Genomic DNA, 18596 nt, shown 5'->3' with positions numbered 1-18596 from the left:
GTCACCATGCCAGAAGGACTGAAGACCCTCACCCGCTACACCATCGAGGAGGAGCACCGGCACCCGGGCTCGTCCGGTGAGTTCTCCGCCCTGGTGAATGTCGTTGCGACGGCGACGAAGATCATCGCCAACCAGGTGATGAGGGGAGCCATCGTCGGCTCGCTCGGCGCCGCGGAGCCGGACAACCTGCCACCGACGGTGCATCGCAAACTCGATGCGATCGCCAACGACATCATGGTGGCGGAGACCCAGTGGACGGGGCATCTGTCTGCGCTGCTGTCGGAGCAGATGACCGTCATCCGTCCGGTGCCCGATGTGCACCGGCGTGGGAAGTATCTGCTGGCGTTCGATCCGTTGGACGGGTCCTCGAATATCGACGTGAATCTGCCCGTGGGAACGATATTCAGCGTGCTGCGGGCGCCCGAGCGGGTGCGCGCGTCCGGCAGCGGCGCCGCGCCGATCGCCGACGACTTCCTGCAACCCGGGGTGCGGCAGGTCTGCGCCGGGTTCACCCTCTACGGACCTGCGACGATGCTGGTGATCACCACCGGCAGCGGCGTGGACGGGTTCACCCTCGACCGGGAGATCGGCGCGTTCGTGCTGACGCATCCGCGAATGCGAATCCCCGAGGACACTTCGGGTTTCGCGATCAACGCCGCGAACGAAAGGTTCTGGGAGCGGCCGGTGCGCAGATACGTGCACGAATGCCTCGACGGCGTGGACGGGCCGCGTGGCCGGGACTTCAACATGCGCTGGGTGGCGTCGCTGGTCGCCGACACCTTTCATATTCTCACGCGCGGTGGGGTCTACCTGTACCCCCACGACGCCCGGCCGCCGCTGCGACCAGGACGGGTGGCGTTGCTATATGGCGCAAATCCGATTGCGTTCATTGTCGAGCAGGCCGGTGGTTGGGCGACCACGGGCGGCGAGCGGGTGCTCGAGGTGCCGCCGGAGCATGTGCACCATCAGGTGCCGTTGATCTTCGGCTCGCGCAACGAGGTCGAGCGGATCGAGCGCTATCACAGTGAGCCCGACGAAGGACCGAGCTTCGACAGCTCGTTGTTCGGTTCCCGGTCGCTGTTCCGGCCTGCTCCGCATTGAGAATCGAGGAGGTGCCATGTCGGTCAAGCATCCCGTCGTCGCCATCACCGGATCATCCGGTGCGGGAACGACCAGCGTCACACGGACTTTTCAGGAGATATTCCGCCGCGAGGGCATCAATGCGGTAGTGGTGGAAGGGGATTCCTTCCACCGCTACGACCGCAACGAGATGAAGCTCGCGATGGCGGAGGCCGAACAGAACGGCAATCTCACCTTCTCGCACTTCGGTGAGGAGGCGAATCTGCTGAAAGAGCTGGAGACGCTCTTCCGGGACTACGGCGAAACCGGGGTCGGTTCGGTCCGCAAGTATCTGCACGATGACTCCGAAGCCAAACCCTATGGACAGCCCGCTGGCACCTTCACGCCTTGGGAGGATCTGACTCCCGGCAGCGATCTACTGTTCTACGAGGGATTGCACGGCGCTGCCGTCACCGACTCGGTGAACGTCGCGCAACACGCGGATCTGCTGGTCGGCGTGGTGCCGATCGTGAACCTCGAGTGGACGCAGAAGGTTATCCGCGACAAGACCGAGCGCGGCTACTCCAGCGAAGCCGTCATCGATACGATCCTGCGGCGCATGCCGGACTACGTGAAGTACATCTGCCCCCAGTTCTCCCACACCTACGTCAACTTCCAGCGAGTGCCCACCGTGGATACCTCGAACCCCTTCATCGCCCGCACCATCCCCACCGCCGACGAGAGCTTCGTCGTCATCCGCTTCGCCGACCCCAAGGTAATCGACTTCCCCTACCTCCTATCGATGCTGCATGACTCCTTCATGTCCCGCCCCAACTGCATCGTCGTCCCCGGCGGCAAAATGGAACTGGCCATGCAACTGATCTTCACGCCACTGATCCTGCGTCTGATGGACAAGCGCCCCAAACGTTCTCGATGATCACTCGTCGTACTCCACCCAAGCGGCCAACCCATCGCCGAATGGGGCATGACGGTAGATCTTCTCGGTCGTTGTCGCACGGGACCGGGGGTCGCGGGGGAGTGGTCGTCCGGCGTACAGTGTCATAAGTTAATCGTCGTTCACGTGATGATTGCTGATACTGACAAGGAGTAGTTATGACTTCCGCGGTCATTGTGGATGTGGTGCGCACGCCCTCTGGGAAGGGGAAAGCGGGTGGTGGGCTGTCGGAAGTTCACCCGGCCACGCTGTTGGCGGATGTGCTTCGGACGCTTGTCGAGCGGAATGGTCTGGATCCGGTACTTGTCGATGATGTGATCGGTGGTTGTGTCACGCAGAGTGGTGAGCAGGCGTTCAATATTTCGCGGACGGCGGTGTTGGCGGCGGGGTTCTCCGAGACGGTGCCCGCGACGACGGTGGATCGGCAGTGCGGGTCGAGTCAGCAGGCGGCGCACTTCGCGGCGCAGGGAGTGATCGCGGGGGCCTATGACATCGCGATCGCCTGCGGGGTGGAGTCGATGAGTCGGGTGCCGATGTTCTCCAATGCGCAAGGCAAGGATGCGAATCGCGGTCCGCTCGCGCATCGCTTCCCGGAAGGCCTTATCGGACAGGGCATTGCGGCGGAGATCATCACCCAACGATGGAAGCTCGATCGGGAAACGTTGGATGCGTTCGCCGCTCGTTCACATCGGCTGGCCGCCGCGACCGCCGCGGCAGGCGGCTTCGACAATGAGCTCGTCGCCGCAGGAACGCTGACCGCCGATGAGACGATTCGTGCCAACACCACCCCGGAGGGTTTGGCGGGTCTGCGGCCCGCGTTCGCCGATGACGAGTTCAAAGCGCGGTTCCCGGAGATCGAATGGTCGATCACTCCTGGCAATTCCTCCCCGCTCACCGACGGCGCTTCGGCCGCACTGATCATGAGCGAAGAGAAGGCCAACGCCCTCGGCCTGCGTCCCCGCGCCCGCTTCCACTCCTTCGCGGTCACCGGCGACGATCCGCTGCTGATGCTCACCGCCGTCATCCCGGCCACCCGCAAGGTCCTGGCCAAGGCCGGCCTCACCATCGACGACATCGACGCGTACGAAGTGAACGAGGCCTTCGCTCCCGTCCCACTGGTGTGGCAGGACGACCTCAACGCCGACCCGGCCAAACTCAACCCTCGCGGCGGCGCCATCGCCCTCGGCCACCCCCTCGGCGCCTCCGGTATCCGCATCCTCGCCACCATGCTCAACCACCTGGAACAGACCGGCGGCCGCTACGCCCTGCAAACAATGTGCGAGGCAGGCGGCCTCGCCAACGCGACCATCATCGAGCGGCTGTAATAGGCGGACTTGTAATAGGCGGGCTCGGCGTAGGTCGGTCATGTCGCGTTGCGGCGTGCGGAATACCGCCTCGATGGGGCCACTCGTGTTTGCCGGCTGGTCGACACTCATCCTTTCGCGCAGCTCGACGGCTGGAAACTCGCCGGTCAGTCGGGGAGTAGAGGGACCGAGAGGCCCTCGCCGCGGCCGATGAGGGCGGCGCGGGTTACGGCGCTGGAGCCGAAGCGTTGGCGGAGGTCGTCGAGGGTCGAGTCGAGAGTGTTGGTGGCGCGGTGCTCGAGGGGGAGGGTCAGTTGGACGGCGTCGGCGTTCTCGAGGTTGGTGAGGGCGAGGCCGACGAGGGTGAGCCCACGTTCTTGGATCATCGGCATGGCGGTGGCAAGCAGGGTGCGGGCGGCGCGCAGGATCGTTTCGGTGTGATCGGTCGCTTCGGGGAGGGTGTGGGAGCGGGTGGCTCGGGTGAAATCGTCGAAGCGCATGCGTAGCACCACGGTTCGGCACACTCGGTCGGCGGCGCGGAGGCGGCGGCCAAGGCGGTCGGTGAGGCCGTGGAGGTAGGCCTCGATTTCGTCCGGCGGGCGCGGGTGGCGGCCGAGGGCGCGTTGGGCGCCGATCGATCGACGGCGGCGTCCGGTCTCGACGCGGCGCGGGTCGCGAGCCCAGGAGAGGGCGTACAGGTGACGGGCGGCGCCCGGGCCGAGGATCGAGCGCAGCATGGGTTCGCCGAGCTCGGCGAGGTGGCCGACGCGGGTGATGCCGTGGTCGCGCAGCGTGCGCGCGGTGACTTCGCCTACTCCCCAGAGTCTTTCGACGGGCAGTGGGTGCAGGAAGTCGAGTTCGCCGTCCGGCGGGACCAGGCGCAGGCCGTCCGGTTTGGACACGGCGCTGGCCACTTTCGCGAGGAACTTGGTGCGGGCGATGCCGACGGAGATGGGCAGACCGACCTGATCGCGGACGTCGGCGCGCAGTCGGTGCGCGATATCGATGGGCTCGCCCGCGATCCGACGCAGACCACCGACATCGAGGAAGGCTTCGTCGATGGAGATGCCTTCGACGATCGGTGTGGTGTTGCGGAAGACTTCGAACACCGCCTTGCTCGCCTCGGCATAGGCGGACATGCGTGGTCGTACCACGATCGCGTTCGGGCACAGCCGCAGGGCGGCGCCGCCGTTCATCGGGGTGTGCACACCGAACGCCTTCGCCTCATAGCTCGCGGCGAGTACGACGCCGCCGCCGACGATGACGGGGCGACCGCGCAGTCGCGGGTCGTCGCGCTGTTCTACCGAGGCGTAGAAGGAATCGAGGTCGGCATGCAGGATCGACGCTTCCGCGCGCGCTTCGATCCGGGGTCTGCCGGATCGAGTGGCTGCGGATGCGGAGTGGGACACACTCCAATGTTCGCACATGTGTTCGATTCAGTGAAGGGCGAGTGCCGCTATCGAGGTAAGTCGGCGTGCCGGATGGCGTGCTCGCCGATCTTCGGCAGCGCCTCGACCTGACCCGCTGGCCGGTCGACGCGGGCAACCAGGACTGGTCCTACGGCGTCGACCGCGGCTACCTGCGGGAACTCGTCGAATATTGGCGCGACGGCTATGACTGGCGCAAGGCCGAAGCTGCGATCAACGCCTACGAGCACTATCGCGTCGAGGTCGACGGCGTACCGGTACATTTCATGCGCAAGGCAGGAGTCGGCCCGAACCCGACGCCGTTGATCCTCACGCACGGCTGGCCGTGGACGTTCTGGCACTGGTCCAAGGTTGTCGACCAGCTGGCCGACCCGGGCGCGCACGACGGCGATCCGGCCGACGCGTTCGACGTGATCGTTCCGTCCTTCCCCGGCTTCGGGTTTTCCGCACCGCTCCCGAACAACCCGGACATGAACTTCTGGAAGGTCGCCGACCTCTGGCACACCCTCATGACCGAGACGCTCGGCTACGCCAAGTACGCCGCCGCGGGCTGTGACGTCGGAGCGTTGGTCACCGGCCAACTCGGGCACAAGTACGCGGACGAGCTGCATGCGATCCACATCGGTTCCGGCCAGAAGCTGAGTCTGTTCGAAGGCGACCGGGCCTGGGATGTCAGCGGCGGCAGGCCAATTCCCGACGGTCTGCCCGCCGATGTCCGCGACCGGATCATCGAGATGGAACGGCGGTTTGCGGTCCACCTCGCCGCGCACGTGCTGGAACCGAGCACGCTCGCCGTCGGACTGTCCGACTCGCCGGCCGGGATGCTCGCCTGGGTACTGCAACGCTGGGTTAAATGGAGCGACAACGGCGGCGACATCGAGACCGTCTTCACCAAAGACGATCTGCTCACCCACGCCATGATTTTCTGGGTCACCAACTCGATAAGCACATCAATTCGCACCTATGCCAACAACAATCGCTACCCCTGGACGCCGTCGCACGACCGACAGCCGGTGATCGAAGCGCCGACCGGCATCACCTTCGTCGGCTACGAGAACCCACCCGGTGTCAGCACCGACCGCCGGGTCCAGAGCTTCCTCGACAGCGACCGCGCCTCCTGGTACAACCACGTCAACCTGACCGTCCACGACCAGGGCGGTCACTTCATCCCGTGGGAAATCCCCGACCTGTGGGTCGATGATCTCCGCAGGACCTGCCGCGGTCGTCGCTGACAAAATCTACGGCCTACCTACGTAGGTAGCGGGCGAAGCCGTTATCCTGGGACGCCTGTTGGACGAGTAGCGATGAGGAGTCGGCACGGTGCGTGGATTCGGGGACCTGGAGGCGGTGATCATGGACCGTATCTGGGATCGGGACGCGCAGACCACAACGGTCCGCGAAATCTTCGACGAACTGGCGACCCAACGCGGCATTGCCTACACCACGGTCATGTCGACCATGGACAACCTGCATCGCAAGGGCTGGCTGGCGCGCGAGCGCGCGGGCAAGGCCTACCGATATTGGCCGACTCTCACCCGCGAGGAGCACAGCGCGCGGCTGATGCTGGAGGCGCTCGGCTCCGGCGGCCGGTCGGACCTGGTGCTCAGCCATTTCGTCGACCGCATCAGCGCCGACGAATCGGCGGGTTTGCGCGCGGCGCTGCGCAGACTGACCGCGCACAAGCCACCCGAAGCCCCGTGAACGTAGCCATCTGCCTGCTGGGCGTGCGATGCTCGATCTCGGCGTAGTCATGCTGGATTCGGCCGAACCGCAGGCATATTGCGTCGCTGGTCGGCCGGACGCGATCGTCGTCACCAGCGCGGCACTGGACGCGCTTGCTCCGGATACCCCGGCGAATGCCATGGGTGCCGCGGGCACCGCGGTGGTGGCCCGAGTCGAACGGCTGGTGTCACCGGCGAGCGCGGTACGCAGGGCGACCAACCGCACCGCATTTGCTCGGCGTGATCACCGTGACGATGACGGGCATGCTCGAGGTCGCCGCCGGATTGTTGATCTGCAGTTGGATCGTCTCGGCTGAGGCCGACATCGAGGACGAGAATCATCGCGCACCGACCGGTGCACGGCAGTCTGGGCAACAATGCATTTCGTGGATTAGGAGGCGGGCGGTGCAGCTCACGTGGGATCAGGTCTTCGCATGGCGGTTGGGTCGGCAGTTCGTCGCACCACGCACCGATGCGGGCGTTCCCGAGATCGTCGATCGGCTGTGCGGAGTGCAGGCCCAGGTCACCTCGTCGGCAGAGCTGGCGGTGGCACTGCGCCGAGGCAAACCCGAGCCGGATGCGGTGGTGCGTGAGCTGAATTCGGGCACACTGATCAAGACCTGGGCGATGCGTGGCACCCTGCACGCGCTTGCTCCTGACTTCGCGGCCGCCGCTCTCGCCGTGATCGCCTCGGCTCGCACCTGGGAAAAACCCGTGTGGCAGCGCAATTTCGGTGCGTCGCCCGCGGAGGTCGCCGCGCTGGTCGAGTCGGTGTCGAACATACTCGACGGCGCCGTGCTCACCCGCGACGAGCTTGTCGAGGCACTCGTCGCCGATCCGGCGCTGCACCGCCTCGGCGAGGAGTTGCGATCCGGTTGGGGTGCACTGCTCAAGCCGCTGGCCTGGCAGGGAGCACTGTGTCACGGTCCAGCCCAAGGCAATCGGATCACCTTCACCACTCCGGCGCATCAGGTTTCCGGGTGGCGCGGGCTCCCTGAGCCGGACGCCGCCGCACCGATCGCGATCACCGGCTATCTGCGCGCCTACGGCCCGGCCACTCCTGAGTCGTTCGATGCATGGCTCAGTCGCAACAGCCTGCGAAAGACGATCGTCCGTAAGTGGTTCGCGGAGCTGGGGGACGCCCTCACCGAGGTCGAGGTGGCAGGCCGCCGCGCCTATGTGCTCACCGAGCACGCGGACGAACTGGCCGCCACCCAACCCGTCGCCTCGGTCCACTTGCTCGGCGCCTTCGACCAATACGTCCTCGGCCCAGGCACTTCCGACTCCGAGTTGCTGCCTGCCGAACATCGGTCGAAGGTGAGTCGGGCGGCGGGCTGGATCTCCCCGATCGTCGTTGTGGGCGGCCGTATCGCGGGTACCTGGGAAATCGTCGACGGCGACCTGGTGGTCGCGATGTTCGACGGCGCCGCACCGCCGAAGAAGCACCTCGCCACGGCGGCCGACCACCTGGCCGTCGCGCTCGGACAGGACATCGCGTCCGTCCGAGCCCAGTAGCGGCTATTCGGCCGCGGTGCGTGCGGCGACCAGGACTTCGAGTCCGTCGAGGATCCGCGCCAGGCCGAATCCGAAGTGGTCGAATCCGGGATCGAATGCTTCATCGGAGAGTGCGGCCATCGTCGGATAGCGGCCGCTGGCCATGGCGCGTTCCAGGACCGGAATCTGAGATTGCCAGAACTCCGCGTCGGTCATGCCGGATTTGCGTTCTACCTCTTTCTGATACAGCTGGGTGCGGGCGGCGCCCGCGACATAGTCGCTGACCAGGATGACCACGGAGACGAGCTCGGGGTCGGTCAGGCCCATCGGCTTGATGCGCGTGACCACGAGCTCCATGCCTTCCACAGCGCTCGGACCCATCACCGGTCGGGACTGGTTGACCTGGAGCAGCCATGGGTGGCGGCGGAAGAGGGCGAGGGATTGGTAGGCCATGGCCTCCAACGCGCCACGCCAGCCATCGCCACGGTAGGCATCGGCGGACGGCCGCTGCACGCGATCCAGCATCACGTCGAGTAGTTCGGCCTTGCCGGGGAGATACCGGTAGAGCGACATGGTGCCGGTGCCGAGCTCGGTGGCGACGCGGCGCATGGTGAGCGCCTCCAAGCCCTGGGTGTCGGCCACCGTGATCGCCGCTTCGACGATTCGGTCAAGCGTGAGTGCCGGTTTGGGGCCACGACTCGGCCGCGGGCCGGTGTCCCAGAGCAGGTCGAGAGTGCGGGCGATATCGCCGCTGCCGCTGGCCTCCGTGCTCGTCATGAGACTCAGCTTAACCGGTTGGCGAAAAATTGGGTACGTTGTACCCTAATTAGGGTACGATGTACCCAGTTAGGAAATCGAAGTGCGATGCGGAGGACGACAGTGAGCGACGAGTACGCGGTCCGGGCCGAGGGGCTCGAGAAGAGGTATGGGGACAAGCGGGCGTTGGACGGTTTCGATCTGACCGTCCGCCGTGGGACGGTGCACGGACTGATCGGCCCGAACGGCGCGGGCAAGACCACGGCTGTGCGGATCTTGTCGACACTTGTCCGGCTGGACGGCGGGCAGGCGAAGGTCGCGGGGCTCGATGTGGCACGCGAACCCTGGCTGGTGCGCTCGCGCATCGGGCTCACCGGGCAGTACGCCGCGGTGGACGAGGTGCTGACCGGGCGCCAGAACCTCGAAATGTTCGGCAGGCTCTTTCATCTCGGTGGACGCCGGGCTCGGCAGCGGGCGAGCGAATTGCTCGAGCGCTTCGATCTCGCCGATGCCGCCGACAAAGGTGTCGGCAAGTACAGCGGCGGTATGCGGCGCAGGCTCGACCTCGCGGCATCGATGATCCTGTCGCCCGACGTGCTCTTCCTCGACGAGCCGACCACCGGTCTCGATCCGCGCAGCCGCGGCGAGGTGTGGGAGTCGGTGCGGGCGTTGGTCGCCGACGGCACCACCGTGCTGCTGACCACCCAATACTTGGAGGAGGCGGACAAGCTCGCCTCCCGCATCACGGTGATCGATCAGGGCAGGGCCATCGCCGACGACACACCGGACGGGCTGAAGAACACCGTCGGCGCCGATCTCATCGAGGTCGTCGCCGCCGAGGTCGCCGACCTGCCCGCCGTCGCCAAGGTGGTTGCCAGGGTCTGCGCGGGGGAGCCGGAGACCGACGACCTCGAGCGCCGCGTGCACGCGGCGGTCACCGACCGCGTCGCCGCGCTCACCGAGGTGGCACGCGCCCTGCAGGACGAGGGGATCGGCGTCGAGGACATCGGCTTGCGCAGGCCGAGCCTCGATGACGTCTTCCTGCAGTTGACCGGACACCGCACTGTTGCCGAGGAGGCTGCCTGATGAGCACCGTTGATGTGACACCGACCCGTTCGCCGGCATTCTGGGCCGTCGCCGATTGCTGGAATGTGGTGCGGCGCGGGCTGACCCACTATCAGCGCCAGCCGGTGAATATCGCCTGGCAGCTCGGCTTCCCGATCCTGTCGGTGCTGCTGTACGGGTATGTGTTCGGCAGTGCGATGAGCGTGCCCGGCGGCGGCGACTACCGGAGCTTCCTGATGCCGGGCATGTTCGCGATGACGATGGCGTTCGGGTTCATCAACACCGCGACGGTGGTCGTGTACGACGCGACCAACGGCGTGATCGACCGATTCCGCTCCATGCCGATGGCGTCGTCGGCAGTGGTGTCCGGGCGCGGCGTCACCGATCTGATTCTGGCCTGTGTGGAGTTGACGATCCTCATGCTCACCGCACTGGCGATCGGCTGGCGGCCGGACGGTGGAATCCTCAACGGCCTAGCGGCTTTCGGGCTCTTGCTGTTGCTGCGGTTCGCCCTGATCTGGGTCGGCGTCTGGCTCGGACTGCTCGTGCCGAATCCGGAAGCGGCCGGTGGACTGTTCGCGGTGGCCTTCCCGCTGACGATGATCTCGAGCATTTTCGTCGCACCGCAGCTGATGCCGAGCTGGCTCGGTGCGATCGCCGCATGGAACCCGATTTCGTCCACGGTGGCTGCCACCCGTGAATTGTTCGGAACCCCGGTGGGTAGCGGTGATTCGTGGATCGAACAACACGCACTGCTCATGGCGATGGTGTGGCCGTTGATCCTCACGGCGATCTTCCTGCCGCTGGCGGTGCGGCGATTCCAGCGCCTGAGCCGCTGACATGGACACGTGCCCGGCATTCCGCGGAATGCCGGGCACTGTGGTGCGTCGGCGAGTCAGACGGCGTCGGTGTCGCCTACCGGATTCGGTTGTGCGACAGCGGGACGCGGCATTCTGGCCGCGAGGCCGATGAGTCCGGCGACCAGCGCGACGGCTGCCGTCACGTACCAGCTGCGATGGAAGGCGTCGAGTGTCTCCTGCGGTCCGGTGGGGGAGCCGAGGGTTGCCACCACGACGGCGACGCCGACGGCGAGACCGATCTGCCTGGACATGCTCAGCACCGCCGACCCGGTGGCGAATCGTTGTGGTGGCAGACCCGCGCTGCCCGCGGCGAATGCGGTGGGCAGTGTGAGCCCGACGCCGAGGCCGCTGATGACCATTCCGCCGAGTAGGCCACTCACATAATCGGGTTCGAGGGTGATGGCCTCGGCCCACCACACCATGCCCGCGGCGAATGCGACACCACCGGCGGCGATGACCGGACCGGCACCGACCCGGTTGATGAGCCGACCGGCGAGGATGGCGACGACCGGCACGACCAGTGGTCCCGGCGCGATCGCCAGCCCGGTCCGCAAGGCCGACCATTCCCAGACGTTCTGCGCCCAGAGCACCACCGACAGCAGCATGCCGGCAAAAGCGATCTGGAAGAACAGCGAATTACCTGCCATCAGTGCGAAATTGGGCGCGCGTAGCAGTGCGGGATCGACAACGGGGCTGTGGTGACGAGCCGAGGAGATCGCGAAGGCGACCGCGAGTACCGCCGCAACGGCGAAGGATAGGAGGACACCTGCCGAAGTCCAGCCCCAGTCCTCGCCTTTCACCAAGGCGAGGATGAACGCGGCGATCGCGCCGATGAGCATGATCGCACCGAACACATCGGGCAGCGGCCCACCGTCGCCGCGGGTGCGCGGCAGCAGGCGCACGCCGAGGGCCAGCGCGGCAATCCCGATCGGCACGTTGACGAGAAATACCCAGCGCCAGTCGATCTCGACAAGCAGTCCGCCGACCACCGGCCCGAGCGCGGCGCCGAGGCCACCGAAGGCCACCCATAGCCGAACGGCCATCGGACGGCGTTCGGCCGGGGTCGCGGCCAGCACCAGGCCGAGCGAAGACGGGGTCAGCATGGCGCCGCCCACCGCCTGCAACACCCGAAAAGCGACCAGCGACTCGACATTCCAGGCGGCCGAGCAGAGCCCCGAGCCGAGCACGAACACGGCGAGGCCGATCAGGAAGGTGGTCCGGTTGCTGCCGCGATCGCCGAGCCGCCCCGCAGGCACCAACAGTGCGGCGAACACGATCGCGTAGGCATTGAGCACCCAGGACAGTCCAGACAGCTGGGTGTCGCCGAAATCCTTCCCCATATCCGGCAAGGCGACATTGACGATGAACAGATCCAGACTCGACAGCAGCACGCCGACCGACACAATGGCCAGTACCATCCGCGAATCGACGCCCGGGCGATCTTTGGTTGTCACAACGGTATTCACGAGGAGTTCTCCGATTCAGCCGAGAACTCGGCGAGTTTGGCGGGCTGTGGCGAGCAGCGGGCCGCCGCGGTCCCAGATCTCGACGTCGTCGACCGACCAGCCGCCGCCGGTGCTGACGTTTTTGGCGCGCACGAGCACCTCCTGCGATACCGGCCGGGCGCGATCGGTGCCATTTCCAGCGACCTGCAAGCAGTCGCCAGCGGTGTGCAGGTGCATCGAGAACGCGACGGTGGGCACCGCGACCGGTGTGGTCAGGGTGGGGAACAAGCCCGGCGGCAGCGCATCGGCGAGCACCGCCAGCACCGCGGCGTCGGTCGGCATTCCAGGAATCAGCGAGATCCACGCGCACATCCACGCCTCGTCCGACCCGCTCAGCGGTAGTGGGCCCGCGGCCGGACGGATCTCGAAATGGGCGCCGACCGGCACGATTTCGGGTGGTAGGTGGAATATCTGGCAGTCGTGGGGCGGCGGGACCTGCGGGGCGTGCGTCGCGCTGCGCTCGGGCAGCTTGGTAGGTGTGGTCCGCCCGAAGGTGACCGCCGCCGAGGCGACGAGCACGCCTTCCTGATCGGCGACGACATCGACGATGGTGGTGCTGCGGCCCACCGGATGCTCGGTTGCCCGGAAGGTGAAGTCCCCCTCGGTGGGTCGGCCGAGGAAGCGTAGGTCGACCACCCGGACCGGCAGGTCACCGGCTGCCGCGCGGCGTGCGACCTCGATCAGCAGACCGGCGATGACGCCGCCGTGTGGCCCGGTCCAGCCTCGCCAGCTGTCGTCGACGTGTGCCCGCCAGACGCGGTAGTCGAGCTCGGTCAGCGCGAATTCGTCGCCGAGCCGATGAGTGAGTTGCATCATGCAACGAACCCTAAGCTAGTGAGTTCTTTGAAGCAACCGACTATGCTGGGGTGATGCGGAGGACGAGCTTCGAGGACATGAACTGCTCGATTGCCCAGTGCCTGGAGGTGGTCGGCGAGTGGTGGACCCTGCTGATCGTGCGCGACGCGCTGATGGGGGTGACGCGCTTCGACGACTTCCGCGAACGTCTCGGCATCGCCCGCAATGTGCTCACGCAGCGTCTGGAACACCTTGTCGCCCACGACATCATGGTGAAGGTGCCGTATCAGGAGAACCCGATCCGCTACGACTACCGGCTCACCCCCAAGGGGCGTTCGTTATGGCTCGTACTCACCGCGATGCGCCAGTGGGGTGACGAATGGGCCGCGCCGGACGGCCCACCGGTGCAGTCCCTGCACAAGACCTGCGGTCACCTCACCGTGCTCGCGCCGGTGTGCTCCGAATGCGGCGAAAGGGTGCACGGTCGCGACCTCCGGCCGGTCGACGGCCCGGGAGTTCGAGGCCCCTCCTTGATTCCCACCGCCCGCTGACACCGTCCGGCCGCGCGGCACTGCATTAGGCTGCGGCGGTGGCGGATGGGCGAGTGGGGCAGTTGATCGATACGGTCGCGTGGGTACGCATCGAAGCCGGGCGCATCCTCTGCGCGCGGCCGCGCGGGAAGGACATCTTCTACATTCCCGGCGGCAAGCGTGAGGGTGACGAGTCCGATCTGCAGACGCTGCTGCGTGAGATCGAAGAAGAGTTGACCGTCGCGCTGCTTCCCGAGACGGTCGCGCACGTCGGCACCTACGAGGCGGCGGTGCACGGACCCGAAAGCGGTGTGGTGGTGCGGATGAGCTGCTACACGGCGGACTATCACGGCACACTCGCGGCGAGCAGCGAGATCGAGGAGGTCGCCTGGTTCAGCTACGCCGATCGTGACCTGGTGCCGCCGGTCGATCAGTTGCTGTTCGACGATCTCGTCGACGCGGGGCGACTGGCCTGATCACTCGGATCAGCCGCGGTTCGACGTGTCATCGGCCGGCGCGGTGCCACGGCGACCATGCACCGCGATACGGTCGCCTGTATGAAGTCGGTGCGTTCGTTGTTGCGTTGGGCCGGTTACGCATTGATGGCGGGTCCGCTCGCGTGCCGGCCGGTGGCTGTCAGGTTGCGGGTGCCACGCCGGATGCTCGGTGTTTCCTTCCCGATGGGTGCTCGGTCCGGTCTTCGTGCCGCTGTGCACTCCGTGCTCGCGATCATCGTCTGCGTGCTGAGCTGGTTTCTGGCGTTTCTGGCCACGCTCGCCGCGGTGCGCGGGATCGCCTATCCGCTGATCGGGGACAACGACCTCGAACATTCCTGGGGCGGGCCGACGCTGGCGGGAGCGTGGGCGGTGCACGCGCTGGCTGTGGTGTCGTTGCCCGCGTGGCTGGCCTTGCTGGCCGGGCTCGGCGTGGTGCAAGTGCGATTGAGTCGTCAGCTACTCGGGCGCACCGGGCCGTGGTGGCCGGTCCCGGTGTCCCTCGTGCTGGGCGCCTCGGGCGTCCTGCTCTTCATCTCGTGGCTACACCAGGTATGAAGCCGATCAGCAGAGTGGAGCCTTGGAGCCGGAGGGCCCAACAGCGGACGCTCAAGTGGTGACGGTCGGCCTGCCTGCCCGTTCGATGAGGTGCTGCACGAGGTTCAGCAGCACGTCCTTGCAGGATTCCCGGCTGCGGGCGTCGCACAGCAGCACCGGAATGTGGTCGTCGAGGTCGAGTGCGTCACGGACCTCGTCGACGGTGTAGACGGGCGCGCCGTCGAAGCAGTTCACCGCGACCGTGAACGCGAGGCCACGGCGCTCGAAGAAGTCCACGGCGGCAAAGGAATTGCCCAGGCGGCGGGTGTCGGCGAGCACGACCGCGCCGAGCGCGCCGCGGGCGAGCTCGTCCCACAGGAACCAGAACCGATCCTGTCCCGGCGTGCCGAATAGATACAGCACCAGATCGCGGTCGATAGTGATGCGGCCGAAGTCCAGCGCCACCGTGGTTGTGGTCTTCTGCTCGACGCCGGAGAGATCGTCGACGCCGGTACTGACCTCGGTGATCAGTTCCTCGGTGCGCAGCGGGGTGATTTCGCTGATCGCCGCGACCATGGTGGTCTTGCCGACGCCGAACCCACCGGCGATGAGAATCTTGACCGAGGCGGCCAAGTGCGGGTCAGAGTTTTCGGATGCCATCGAGTACCGCTCGCAATATGTTGAGATCACCGGGGCCGGCCTCCGGCTGTACCGGAGCCCGGAAGATCAGATGTCCCTCGCCGATCAGGTCGCCGACGAGGATCTTGGTCACCGCCAAGGGCAGTTTCACATGGGCCGCCACCTCGGCGACCGACTGTGGGACGCGGCAGAGCCGAACGATGTCCGTGTACTCGGGTTCGGTCCGCCGCAGGGTGGGCGCGCGGTCGGCGGTGACCACCACCGTGAGCATGTCCAGATCATGACCCGCACCGATGGTGCGGCCACGGGTCACCGCGTAAGGCCGGACCAGCGGACCGGCGGCCTCGTCGAACCACGGCTCACCCTTGCGTGTCATGGCAGGCGCGCGGGGGTGGAGAGGTAGGTGCCGACACGTTGGACGGTGACGTTCATTTCGTAGGCCACCATGCCGAGATTCGCCGTCTCGGCCGCTTGCAATGCGAGACAGGCGTTGTCGCCCGCCGAGGTCACGAACAGCACCGCGCGATCGAGTTCGATCACCGCCTGCCGGACTCCGCCGCCGTCGAAACGACTGCCGGCGCTACGCGCCAATCCATAGAGGGTGGAGGACATAGCGGCGAAATGTTCGGCGTCCTCGCGGGTCATGGCGGTGGATCTGCCGAGCAGCAGGCCATCGGTGGACAGCACCACCGCGTGACGCACGCCGGCCAGCCGGTCGACCAGATCGTCGAGCAGCCAGTTGAGATCACCGGTGTTGGAAGAAGTCACCATTGCCTTCCTGTTCGTCCGCGGATTTGGCGGCCGCGGTAGCTGGGAGCTCATCGGGGACGGCGCTGCGTCGGTCCTCAGGCACCGCCCGGCGGCCCTGCTTCGTGCCGATCTCGATGGCGGACATGAGATCTCGGGCCTGTTCGGCGGTGCGCGCCCGCTTCGTACTCGGCTCGGCGACCGGCTCGGGCGGAGCTGGCTGCGCCAGTTGCGGTGCGATGCTGGCCTGCCGGTTCCTGCGCGGCAGGGCTGGTCTGCCCTCGGGTCCCGCGTGCGGCGCCGGTGCGCTCGGCCGTGCTCCGTTCGCGGGAGTCGGCCGCGGTGGTTCCACCAGTGGTGGCGCCTCCGGTGGCGCGGTCAGCACCGCCGATTCGGGTTCGACTGCGCCGTGCGCCGCGGATTCGACGAACGGCACCGGGTGGCGCCGCCGTCGCCCGGCGTCGGTGGTCTCGGATCCCGATGCGAGCGCGGTGGTTTCACTGGCGATCAGGGCGGTGGGGATGAGCACGATGGCCCGGATCCCGCCGTAGTCGGACTCCGCGAGCCGGATTGAGATGCCGTGGCGGGTGGCCAGCTGTGCGACGACGAACAGGCCGAGCCGGGAATCGGCGGACAGCGCCGCGACACCGAAATCCGGTGGGTTGCGCAGCATGTCGTTCATTTTGGCCATATCGGCATCCGACATGCCCATGCCCTGATCGCTGATCTCGGCGACGATGCCTTTGCCGACCACATTGCCGGTCACCTCGACCCGCGACTGCGGCGGGGAGAAGGCGGTCGCGTTGTCCACCAGCTCCGCGAGTAGGTGGATGAGGTCGGCGACGACGGTGCCCATGACGTGCGTTTCGGGCAGTCTGGCGACCCGAACCCGCGTGTAGTCGAGGGTTTCGCTGACGGCGCTGCGCACCACGTCGATCAGCGGCACCGGGTTGCGCCACTGTCTGCCCGGCTGCCCGCCGCCGAGGATGGTGAGGTTCTCGGCATTGCGGCGTTCGCGGGTGGCCAGGTGGTCGAGCCGGAAGAGGGTGTCCAGCATGGCCGGATCTTCCTGCTTCGACTCGGCCTCGTCGAGAATCTCCAGCTGCCGATGCACCACGATCTGGCTGCGGTGGGCGATATTGAGGAACACCGCCTTCACGCCCTCCCGGGTGCGGGCCTCGTTCACCGCGGCGGCGATGGCCGCGGCGTGCGCGTGCTCGAATGCCTTGGCCACCTGACCGATTTCGTCGTGGCCGTAGTCGAGGGTCGGCGATTCGGTGGCCGGATCGATGATCTCGCCCTCATTCAGCCGCCGCATGGTCTCGGGCAGTCGCTCGTCGGCAAGTGCGAGGGTTTCCCCGCGCAGACGCTTGAGCCTGCGGATAATGCGGTTGGCCAGCAGCAGGGCGATCAAGAACGCCAGGACGCTGACCGCGACGACGCCGCCGCCTGCCCACGCGGAGGTCTCCGCGGAGTCGGCGGCCTTGTCCTCGGCCAGTTTCTGCGCGTGCTTGTTCTGCGCGATCCAGACGTCGATCAGTCCGCGGTTCACCTCGGCGGCGGCGTTGTGCCATTCGGGGTCGTTCACCGGCAAGGCCGGGGTTGTGGTTTGCTTGTTCGTCGAACTCGACGAACTGGAGGAGTTGGCGGCGCTGGTCGTATTGCGCTGGGCGAGAGCATTTTCCACGGCGGTCAGTTGCTGCCACGCGGTGCTGTTGGTGAGTGCATGCAACCGGTCGCGGAGCGACGGGTCGAGTTCGGCGGTCAGATTCGCGACTTCGGTGTGGTAGAAGCCGATCTGGCGCAGGAACTCCTCCATCGGGATGGGAGTGGGTCCGTTCGCGTTGGCGATCATGTCCGCCAGCGCGTTGCTGCGCGACATCGCTTCCGTGGCAAGGAAGATTCGCATCCCGTCGGCGATGCGCACGCCGATTTCCGCGTCGGGAGCCGTCTGCTCGGCGATCTGGGTGCCGAAAGTGATGACGTCGAGCAGGCGGTTATAGAACATGTAGGCGTCGGGCACGGGGAGCTGGCCCGCGTCGGTTGCGGTGCGCACCTGTGTCATCTGGGCGCCGAGCGTCATGAAGTTCGCGGCATCGTCGCCGATCTTCGAATCATCGACCTCGCGCAGACCCGCCGAGGCCTCGATCAGTCCGCGTAGTGCGCTGTCGAGCCGCACCCGCGCCGCGCCGAGTGTCGGCGTGACCGAATCGTCGCCGGTCAGTGCGGCGATCGTCAGATGACGTTCTTGCTGGACGGCCTCGAGCAACTCCCTGGTCGGCGGGATTGCCTGCTGATTCTGCGACGCCCAATCCTGGGCCTTGTTTCCCTGGGCTACCAGGTATCCCGCTGCACCCACGCCGACCACGAGCAGAGTCAGGCTCGGGATGAGCGCGATCGCCAGTATCCGTGTTCGGACACCGAGCCTCGCTCTGAACATCGGCACAACCTAATCGAGATGCCGACCAGTACGGCGATCGGGTCCCGCTGAGCGAGACTCGATTTGACATTTGGAGCAAGATCTGAGGCTGCTACGCCGCAGCGATGAATTCCCCTGGACGCCTTGGTTTCTGCGGTAGTCATCCGGCATTCGGAGCCCGCCCCTGCTCGGACCGTTCCGTACACAGACGCGAAGCCGACACTTTCCGCCGAATCGGTGGTATGAGCGGCCGAACCCGGCCGGGTGTGTGCGGTGCGGGCGCGCAGCG

20 protein-coding genes are annotated in these 18596 nt (G+C 66.6%); 12 read left to right on the top strand and 8 right to left on the bottom strand.

Annotated features, from left to right (window positions below; genetic code table 11):
• Positions 1-6: 6 nt before the first annotated feature.
• From ACFQZZ_RS04760 to ACFQZZ_RS04750, 3 genes are all read left to right on the top strand, one after another.
• Complete coding sequence (locus tag ACFQZZ_RS04760; RefSeq protein WP_378674478.1) at positions 7-1101, top strand: class 1 fructose-bisphosphatase; 1095 nt, start codon at positions 7-9, stop codon at positions 1099-1101.
• 16 nt (positions 1102-1117) lie between these two features.
• Entirely contained in the window at positions 1118-1996 is an 879-nt protein-coding gene (locus ACFQZZ_RS04755) for a phosphoribulokinase (protein ID WP_378674475.1), read from the top strand.
• Positions 1997-2172: 176 nt separating this feature from the next.
• Complete coding sequence (locus tag ACFQZZ_RS04750) at positions 2173-3339, top strand: thiolase family protein (RefSeq protein ID WP_378674472.1); 1167 nt, start codon at positions 2173-2175, stop codon at positions 3337-3339.
• A gap of 146 nt (positions 3340-3485) precedes the next feature.
• On the opposite strand, the gene dinB is transcribed toward ACFQZZ_RS04750, so the two are convergent.
• Positions 3486-4745 (bottom strand): DNA polymerase IV, encoded by a 1260-nt coding sequence (gene dinB, locus ACFQZZ_RS04745; protein WP_378674469.1) that lies wholly within the window; start codon positions 4743-4745, stop codon positions 3486-3488.
• Positions 4746-4792: 47 nt separating this feature from the next.
• Between dinB and ACFQZZ_RS04740 the strand changes: the two genes are divergently transcribed.
• From ACFQZZ_RS04740 to ACFQZZ_RS04725, 4 genes are all read left to right on the top strand, one after another.
• The gene (locus tag ACFQZZ_RS04740; protein ID WP_378674466.1) at positions 4793-5977 is read left to right on the top strand and encodes an epoxide hydrolase family protein; all 1185 of its coding nucleotides are present in this window, start codon (positions 4793-4795) and stop codon (positions 5975-5977) included.
• Positions 5978-6065: 88 nt separating this feature from the next.
• Entirely contained in the window at positions 6066-6446 is a 381-nt protein-coding gene (locus tag ACFQZZ_RS04735; RefSeq protein WP_378674463.1) for a BlaI/MecI/CopY family transcriptional regulator, read from the top strand.
• 28 nt (positions 6447-6474) lie between these two features.
• Positions 6475-6783 carry a hypothetical protein gene (locus ACFQZZ_RS04730; protein ID WP_378674460.1) on the top strand — a complete coding sequence of 103 codons (309 nt, stop codon included), beginning with the start codon at positions 6475-6477 and terminating at the stop codon, positions 6781-6783.
• A gap of 88 nt (positions 6784-6871) precedes the next feature.
• Positions 6872-7981 (top strand): winged helix DNA-binding domain-containing protein, encoded by a 1110-nt coding sequence (locus ACFQZZ_RS04725; RefSeq protein ID WP_378674457.1) that lies wholly within the window; start codon positions 6872-6874, stop codon positions 7979-7981.
• Between the two features lie 3 nt (positions 7982-7984).
• Here the strand turns inward: ACFQZZ_RS04725 and ACFQZZ_RS04720 are convergent, their stop codons facing one another.
• Entirely contained in the window at positions 7985-8737 is a 753-nt protein-coding gene (locus ACFQZZ_RS04720; protein WP_378674454.1) for a TetR/AcrR family transcriptional regulator, read from the bottom strand.
• A gap of 102 nt (positions 8738-8839) precedes the next feature.
• On the opposite strand from ACFQZZ_RS04720, the gene ACFQZZ_RS04715 reads away from it, so the two are divergent.
• Positions 8840-9802 carry an ATP-binding cassette domain-containing protein gene (locus ACFQZZ_RS04715; protein WP_378674451.1) on the top strand — a complete coding sequence of 321 codons (963 nt, stop codon included), beginning with the start codon at positions 8840-8842 and terminating at the stop codon, positions 9800-9802.
• Complete coding sequence (locus ACFQZZ_RS04710; protein WP_378674448.1) at positions 9802-10620, top strand: ABC transporter permease; 819 nt, start codon at positions 9802-9804, stop codon at positions 10618-10620. The genes ACFQZZ_RS04715 and ACFQZZ_RS04710 overlap by 1 nt, the downstream gene beginning before the upstream one ends.
• Positions 10621-10676: 56 nt before the next feature.
• On the opposite strand, the gene ACFQZZ_RS04705 is transcribed toward ACFQZZ_RS04710, so the two are convergent.
• Together ACFQZZ_RS04705 and ACFQZZ_RS04700 are read right to left on the bottom strand one after the other, a co-directional pair.
• On the bottom strand, positions 10677-12095 hold the full coding sequence (locus tag ACFQZZ_RS04705) for an MFS transporter (RefSeq protein ID WP_378674445.1): 1419 nt from the start codon (positions 12093-12095) through the stop codon (positions 10677-10679).
• Between the two features lie 27 nt (positions 12096-12122).
• Positions 12123-12962 carry an acyl-CoA thioesterase gene (locus tag ACFQZZ_RS04700; protein ID WP_378674442.1) on the bottom strand — a complete coding sequence of 280 codons (840 nt, stop codon included), beginning with the start codon at positions 12960-12962 and terminating at the stop codon, positions 12123-12125.
• A 53-nt stretch (positions 12963-13015) separates the two neighbouring features.
• On the opposite strand from ACFQZZ_RS04700, the gene ACFQZZ_RS04695 reads away from it, so the two are divergent.
• The 3 genes from ACFQZZ_RS04695 (at position 13016) to ACFQZZ_RS04685 (ending at position 14523) form a co-directional block, all read left to right on the top strand.
• Complete coding sequence (locus ACFQZZ_RS04695) at positions 13016-13492, top strand: winged helix-turn-helix transcriptional regulator (protein WP_378674440.1); 477 nt, start codon at positions 13016-13018, stop codon at positions 13490-13492.
• 38 nt (positions 13493-13530) lie between these two features.
• Complete coding sequence (locus ACFQZZ_RS04690; RefSeq protein ID WP_378674437.1) at positions 13531-13947, top strand: NUDIX domain-containing protein; 417 nt, start codon at positions 13531-13533, stop codon at positions 13945-13947.
• Between the two features lie 81 nt (positions 13948-14028).
• The gene (locus ACFQZZ_RS04685) at positions 14029-14523 is read left to right on the top strand and encodes a hypothetical protein (protein WP_378674434.1); all 495 of its coding nucleotides are present in this window, start codon (positions 14029-14031) and stop codon (positions 14521-14523) included.
• Between the two features lie 51 nt (positions 14524-14574).
• Here the strand turns inward: ACFQZZ_RS04685 and ACFQZZ_RS04680 are convergent, their stop codons facing one another.
• Genes ACFQZZ_RS04680 through ACFQZZ_RS04665 form a run of 4 tightly spaced genes read right to left on the bottom strand, consistent with a single transcriptional unit; the run spans position 14575 to position 18328 of the window.
• Positions 14575-15162: an ATP/GTP-binding protein gene (locus ACFQZZ_RS04680; protein WP_378674431.1), complete on the bottom strand. Its 588-nt coding sequence runs from the start codon at positions 15160-15162 to the stop codon at positions 14575-14577.
• On the bottom strand, positions 15143-15517 hold the full coding sequence (locus ACFQZZ_RS04675; RefSeq protein ID WP_378674428.1) for a DUF742 domain-containing protein: 375 nt from the start codon (positions 15515-15517) through the stop codon (positions 15143-15145). The genes ACFQZZ_RS04680 and ACFQZZ_RS04675 overlap by 20 nt, the downstream gene beginning before the upstream one ends.
• On the bottom strand, positions 15514-15912 hold the full coding sequence (locus ACFQZZ_RS04670; RefSeq protein WP_378674425.1) for a roadblock/LC7 domain-containing protein: 399 nt from the start codon (positions 15910-15912) through the stop codon (positions 15514-15516). The genes ACFQZZ_RS04675 and ACFQZZ_RS04670 overlap by 4 nt, the downstream gene beginning before the upstream one ends.
• Positions 15887-18328 (bottom strand): nitrate- and nitrite sensing domain-containing protein, encoded by a 2442-nt coding sequence (locus ACFQZZ_RS04665; protein WP_378674422.1) that lies wholly within the window; start codon positions 18326-18328, stop codon positions 15887-15889. The genes ACFQZZ_RS04670 and ACFQZZ_RS04665 overlap by 26 nt, the downstream gene beginning before the upstream one ends.
• Between the last annotated feature and the right edge of the window lie 268 nt (positions 18329-18596).

It is taken from the genome of Nocardia sp. GCM10030253 (genome assembly GCF_042675075.1).
In the GTDB taxonomy this organism is placed as follows: Bacteria; Actinomycetota; Actinomycetes; order Mycobacteriales; family Mycobacteriaceae; genus Nocardia.
Note: the sequence above shows the minus strand (reverse complement) of the source record. Positions and strands in the feature narration are given on the sequence as shown.